We start from the raw sequence: 6,000 nt of genomic DNA, 5'->3' as shown, positions 1-6,000 counted from the left end.
GTGTTTCTATTCTTGATGCTGCTTTTGCTTATGGCTATGCTGATTTAGCTTCTTTCTCTAAAGCTTTCAAACAAGCGTTTGGGCAAGCCCCAAGTCAATTTATGAAATAAGCAATTTTTGACAAGAAAAAGTTACTGACTATGTCTTTTTTTGTTATAAAAAAGCTATGATACGATTAATTTTTCTTTGTTTTCTATTCTTTATTAGTTTTAATGGGTATTCCCAACTTCAGCGTAAAGTGCAATTCGGTGCACGAGTTGAATATGTCACCGAAAATGGAAGTTCTGGTTGTAAAGTGTTGCAAGTTGTTCGCGGCACCAGTGTTGCACTTAAATTGCAAGAAAAGGATTTGATCTTAAAAATTGGTAATTCCACCTTCGCTTCAACAGACGAATTCACCCGTCTGTTTACCGGTTATTCCCCCGATCAAGAAGTTCAATTAACGGTCTTGCGTGGCAAAAAGAAACTTGTGTTAAAAGCAAAAGCTGTTGCCCGTCGTTACGAAACAGACGACAACGCGAGCGTTATTTACGACGAGGTAGCCTACAAAGGCGGACAATTGCGCGTTATCATTAACAAGCCCTTTAAAGAAAATAAAATGCCGGCCATGTTGTTCATTCCGGGATATACCTGCAGCAGTATTGATGATTTACCAAATTATCATCCCTACAAACGCATTGTGGATGCTTATGTAGATGCTGGTTATGTGACGCTTCGCGTCGAGAAAAGTGGCTTGGGTGACAGCAAAAATACACCTCCTTGCGAGTCTTGTGATTTGCTAGATGAAATTGAAAATTTTGAGGCAGGTTTAAAAAAGTTGAAGTCACTTCCTTATGTAGATCCCAACCAAATTATCATTGTTGGTCACTCTATGGGTGGAATTGTTGCGCCAGCAATTAGTGCAAAAAATAAGGTTGCGGGTGTTGTAGTATATGGAACTACTGCTAAATCTTGGTTTGAGTATCAAATCGAAATGTATCGCGTTCAAAATGCATTGGCAGGCATGAACCCGATTGAAGTAGAACAATCTGTAATTGCTCAATATGATTTAAACTATCGTTATTTCGTTAAGAAAGAAAAACTAGAAGATATTGCTAAAGACACTAAGGCCGACAGTATTTTACGCACAAGTTGGCAATACGATGGCAAAGGAAAAATTTATTCGAGGAATGCAGAGTACTGGAGACAAATTCAGGATTACCCTCATTTAGAAAATTGGAAAAATACAACTGCAAAAGTATTAGTACAATATGGAGAATCTGATTTTGAAGCATTTTCTAAAGCAGATCATCAGCAAATTGTGAATACCGTTAATTTCTTCAACCCTGGTAATGCAACGTTAATGACTTATCCTTCAACGGATCATTATTTCGCAAAATCGGGTACAATGCAAGAAGCATACAACAAATTTTCAAATGGTCAGATTCAACAATTATTTGATGAATACAATCAAGAAGTAGGTCTTTCGGCAGTAAAATGGAGCAACGAAGTACTTTCCAAAAAGGATGTAACGACACTTCCCGAAAAAGGATGGAAAAAATTGAATACAGAGCGCTATCCTGGGAAACAAGACGATATCACTTTCATTAATGAAAAAGAAGGCTGGTATGTAAACGGTTACGGAAGCATTTATAACACAAAAAATGGCGGCGAAACTTGGGAAAAACAATTGGAAAAAAAAGGAACTTTTTTCCGAACCATTGCCTTTGTGGATAATTTAGTTGGTTTTGCGGGTACGGTTGGAACAGATTATTTTCCTAATGTTACCGACTCAATTCCTTTGTATGGAACGAGAGATGGTGGTAAAACTTGGAAGCCGGTTGACTATAAAGGACCTTATGTTAAAGGACTTTGTGCCATTGATATTGTTAAAGAACAATACATTAATCACGGAAAAATAGACTACAAAATACATATTTATGCAGTTGGTCGTGTAGGTTCTCCTGCAAACATGATGGTATCACACGATGGTGGCGAAACTTGGACTTCCAATAGCATGAACAACGACTGTAAAATGCTATTCGATATCAAAATGTTTGATAAAAACAACGGATTTGTTTGTGCTGCCTCTGATGAAGATATGGAAAAATCCAACGCCTTAATTTTAAAAACCAGCGATGGCGGAAAAACCTGGAAAAAGGTGTACCAATCCAATCGACCGTTTGAAGGTACTTGGAAAGCCTCTTTTCCAACAAAAGAAGTTGGCTATGTAACCATACAATCCTATAATCCAGATCCAAACGTAAAACAACAACGTATTGCCAAAACAACCGATGGCGGTGAAACTTGGAATGAAATCAACTTAGTGGAAGATGCTGGATCAAGAGAATTTGGTATTGGTTTTATAGACGAAAACCACGGCTTTGTAGGCACCATGAATACAGGCTACGAAACCAAAGACGGTGGTAAAACCTGGACTAAGGTCAATTTAGGAATGGCTTGCAATAAAATCAGAATTTACAAAGATGCCAATGGAAAAATTTATGGTTATGCAATTGGTGTAGATGTGTTGAAAGGTGAATTTTAAAACGACCTGTAAATGGACAGAATAAGTTAAATGAACAGAAATAAAAACATATTGACAACAATAATTTTTGGAGTGTTAATGCAACTTCTAACTTCTTGTGGCGTCAATCCAAAAACAACAATTAAACAAACTGACAAAAATCTTATGAAAAAAAAATCAAACCCAGTTGTTTATTTTGAAATCCCAGTGACTGACATTCAAAGAGCAATAAAGTTTTACAATGCTGTATTCCACTTTGACTTTGACAAAGAAACCATTGACAATAATGAAATGGCATTGTTTCCATTTGCTGTCGAAAATTCAGGAATTTCAGGTGCGTTAGCAAAAGGAGAAATCTATAAACCGACAAAAGATGGAGTTGTGATTTACTTCAAAACAGAAAATATTGATGAAACACTCAAATTAGCTACCTCAAATGGTGGACAAATTTTATATCCCAAAACAGACAATGGAATTGGACTTGTTGCCGAATTTGAAGATACAGAAGGAAACAGAATTGCATTATATCAAACTAAATAATGACTACTGAAAAAAACAACCGCTAACAACCAAAGTCTAGATGACACAACCGTAAAAACAAAATAACAAATTTAAAAGGTTAAGATCAAAAAAATGAATTAATAATCTTAAAAAAAATTATGAAAAAAACAATTTATATACTACTTCTACTTTGCTCAATTACGAATTCTCTAAATGCGCAAGTTCTAAAAAGAAAATATTCAAATGGGTTTCGTTACCAAATCTTAACTACTGAAATAAAGCAAGAAAAATCTTTTAACGGTGATCAAGGAGTTTTTGTTGAAGGCGTTGTTCCAAACTCTACTTCTGAAACTGCAGGAATAAAAGAAGGAGATATCATTGTAGAAATCAACGGAACTGCTATTTCTGATGTAAGTGCATTTACCAAGTCACCATTATCAGAAATAACGGAAGGTACTTCTGTTGTATATAAAATTTGGAGAAATAAAGCTTTTGTTCAGTTACAAACAATTGCAAAAGCAAAAGTAAGCAAAACTAAACAAGGTATTCATTATGAATATGGTGAAATTAAAACATCATTCGGTTATTTAAGAACCTTACTCTCAAAACCGGTTAATGCTTCGGGTAAATTACCAGCTATCCTTTTTATTCAAGGAAATATGTGCGAATCGGTGATTGAAGTACCAGAAAAAGACCCTTATGAACAATTTTGCAACGAAATGACATTGCAAGGTTATGCCGTTATGCGAATTGACAAACCAGGAGCAGGTGATAGTGAGGGAAAATTTACTACCTGCGATCAAATGACTTTTAATCAAGAACTTGAGCAATTTCAAACAGGTTTAGAATCTTTAATGAAAAACAAAACCATCGATTCCAAAAAAATCTACCTCTTTGGACACAGTATGGGCGGTATGATTACACCAATACTTGCAAGTACTAATCCTACTGTTAAAGGGGCAATGGTTTATGGCACATTAACTACCAATTTTGGAAGCTATTATCCCGAAATTATAAACAGAAGTTTGTTGCAATCTGGCAATAGTCCAGAAGTAGCTTTAGAATATAAAAATTACACTAAAGAAGTGATTACAGCAATTTTTGACGAGAATAAAACACCACAGCAAATCATTAAAGATAAACCAGAATATGATGCCGTGCTACAACAAGTTTTTGGCTGGAATGAAAATGACAACATCATTATTTATAGGTCATTAGCTTTTAATAGAGAATTGAATAAGATAGACCCTAAAAAGTACTGGGAAAAAGTTACCTGCCCAATCCTTACCATATATGGAACTTCCGATTTTGAGGCGATTGATAAAGAGTATGCAACCGCTATGCTTGGTTGGACAAACGCAAAAAATGCCAAGCACTCTAAAGCCATTATTTTAGAAGGTACCGATCATGCATTTGCCTTAGTAGGTTCTATGGAGGAAGGGATTAAGCTTAAGCATTCAGGCAACTATGCCCAAATTATGCAAGATAAATTTAACCCATTATTAGTGACTAAAACAGCTGAATGGTTGGCATCGTTTTAAGTTAAAGTTTAATTCTAAATAAATCAATAATCTTTAGATTCAATTTATGAAGAAATCATTTTTAACACTCACATTACTTTGTGCAACAATAACAACATTAGTTGCACAAGACATCACACCATCAAAAAATAAATTTGGCGCTATATTATCTACCAATTTTTTTGGCTTGAATGATGATCTTAATCATGTTGGCGTAGGAGGCGGTTTTTATTTTAGCAGAAAAATTACCAATAGGCTATCTATCTATTCCCAGATTGATGGCTCATGGCGTAATTATGGAGATGTAGCAATAAGTCCAGGCTTAAGCGGAGAATTTACAACTGGAAATTTAGCCTTATATATTGGGCCCATGTTTGACATTGGCAAGAGTATGAATTTAAGTACAGGGCTCATGCAAAATTATTTGTTTAATCCCGAACTTAAAACCGCAACTGGCACTAAAAATATAAGTACTGAAACCACAAATTTTTCTTCCTTATTTTTTGATTTTAGATATCAGATTAGTAATAAAATTAGTTTAGGGACAAGATATGAATAGGGACTAAATTCGATTTTAAAAACTACGGATAGAAAAGTGACAAATATTGCATTTAATTTGTTTATTCATTTTGGAGGGAAAAGAAGTCAAGAAAAGAATAAATAAACTTCTTTTATTTGTAAATTTTGATTGGAATTACTGTTTTTATAATCATTTTAACTTTATATCCAAACCCAAATATCAAACAGGTAATCATGGATGACTGGGCTGGTGAATAAATGAGGCAATGGCTGATCGCACCTATAAGAAATTTCGGTTTTAAGGGATCAATTTAAAGTTTGTTTTGTATTTTTGATTTTCAAGTCTTAACCCAAAGTTTCTGACATATCAAATCATTTACTCAATAAACAAATGAAACCAACCCGACTAAACAACAACGAATACGCACCATTTTACGCAAACTACATCGCACAAGTTTCTGATGAATATACGCTTGTTGAAGAGTTAGAAATTTCCTTGCATCGCTTTATCAAATTTGTACAAGATATTCCGATGGATAAATTTGATTACCGTTATGCCGAAGGTAAATGGACTATCAAAGATATTATTTTGCACCTAATTGATGCCGAACGAATATTTGCCTATCGTGCATTGCGATTTGCAAGAAATGATAAAACCGATTTACCTGGTTTTGAAGAAAACGATTATGTGGATGAAGCCAATGCAAATTCGAGAAGCATCATGGACTTGCTAACCGAATTATCGGCGGTAAGACACGCAACATTATTACTTTTCAAATCTTTCAATGAAGATAAATTACTTCGAATTGGAACTGCAAATAACAATCAAATGTCGGTTAGAGCTTTAGGTTTTATAATAATTGGACATCAAAATCACCACCAACGAATTTTTGAAGAAAGATATCTTTAGGAAAATTCCAAAAGAATAAAAACCATATTCCAAAATTTGGTCCA

At 34.5% G+C, this 6,000-nt stretch carries 6 protein-coding genes; all 6 read left to right on the top strand.

Features of this window, described 5'->3' with window-relative positions:
- Window positions 1-8 precede the first annotated feature (8 nt).
- Window positions 9-110: a helix-turn-helix domain-containing protein gene (locus tag ACIQ06_RS13810; RefSeq protein WP_396147280.1), complete on the top strand. Its 102-nt coding sequence runs from the start codon at window positions 9-11 to the stop codon at window positions 108-110.
- 56 nt (window positions 111-166) lie between these two features.
- Window positions 167-2,527 carry an alpha/beta fold hydrolase gene (locus ACIQ06_RS13805; protein WP_396147278.1) on the top strand — a complete coding sequence of 787 codons (2,361 nt, stop codon included), beginning with the start codon at window positions 167-169 and terminating at the stop codon, window positions 2,525-2,527.
- Between the two features lie 144 nt (window positions 2,528-2,671).
- Entirely contained in the window at window positions 2,672-3,046 is a 375-nt protein-coding gene (locus tag ACIQ06_RS13800) for a VOC family protein (RefSeq protein WP_396147276.1), read from the top strand.
- A 119-nt stretch (window positions 3,047-3,165) separates the two neighbouring features.
- Complete coding sequence (locus ACIQ06_RS13795) at window positions 3,166-4,548, top strand: serine aminopeptidase domain-containing protein (RefSeq protein ID WP_396147274.1); 1,383 nt, start codon at window positions 3,166-3,168, stop codon at window positions 4,546-4,548.
- Between the two features lie 46 nt (window positions 4,549-4,594).
- Window positions 4,595-5,086, top strand: a complete 492-nt coding sequence (locus tag ACIQ06_RS13790) for a hypothetical protein (RefSeq protein ID WP_396147272.1) — start codon at window positions 4,595-4,597, stop codon at window positions 5,084-5,086.
- Between the two features lie 351 nt (window positions 5,087-5,437).
- Window positions 5,438-5,956 (top strand): DinB family protein, encoded by a 519-nt coding sequence (locus ACIQ06_RS13785; protein ID WP_396147270.1) that lies wholly within the window; start codon window positions 5,438-5,440, stop codon window positions 5,954-5,956.
- Window positions 5,957-6,000: the final 44 nt, after the last annotated feature.

This window comes from Flavobacterium sp. (assembly GCF_044341265.1).
Classification (GTDB): Bacteria; Bacteroidota; Bacteroidia; order Flavobacteriales; family Flavobacteriaceae; genus Flavobacterium.
This window is presented reverse-complemented; position numbering and strand designations above follow the sequence as displayed.

What these genes read in the sequence shown, in the direction of transcription:
- ACIQ06_RS13805 (WP_396147278.1), top strand. Translation starts at nt 167, where the DNA reads ATGATACGATTAATTTTTCTTTGTTTTCTATTCTTTATTAGTTTTAAT.
- ACIQ06_RS13800 (WP_396147276.1), top strand. Translation starts at nt 2,672, where the DNA reads ATGAAAAAAAAATCAAACCCAGTTGTTTATTTTGAAATCCCAGTGACT.
- ACIQ06_RS13795 (WP_396147274.1), top strand. Translation starts at nt 3,166, where the DNA reads ATGAAAAAAACAATTTATATACTACTTCTACTTTGCTCAATTACGAAT.
- ACIQ06_RS13790 (WP_396147272.1), top strand. Translation starts at nt 4,595, where the DNA reads ATGAAGAAATCATTTTTAACACTCACATTACTTTGTGCAACAATAACA.
- ACIQ06_RS13785 (WP_396147270.1), top strand. Translation starts at nt 5,438, where the DNA reads ATGAAACCAACCCGACTAAACAACAACGAATACGCACCATTTTACGCA.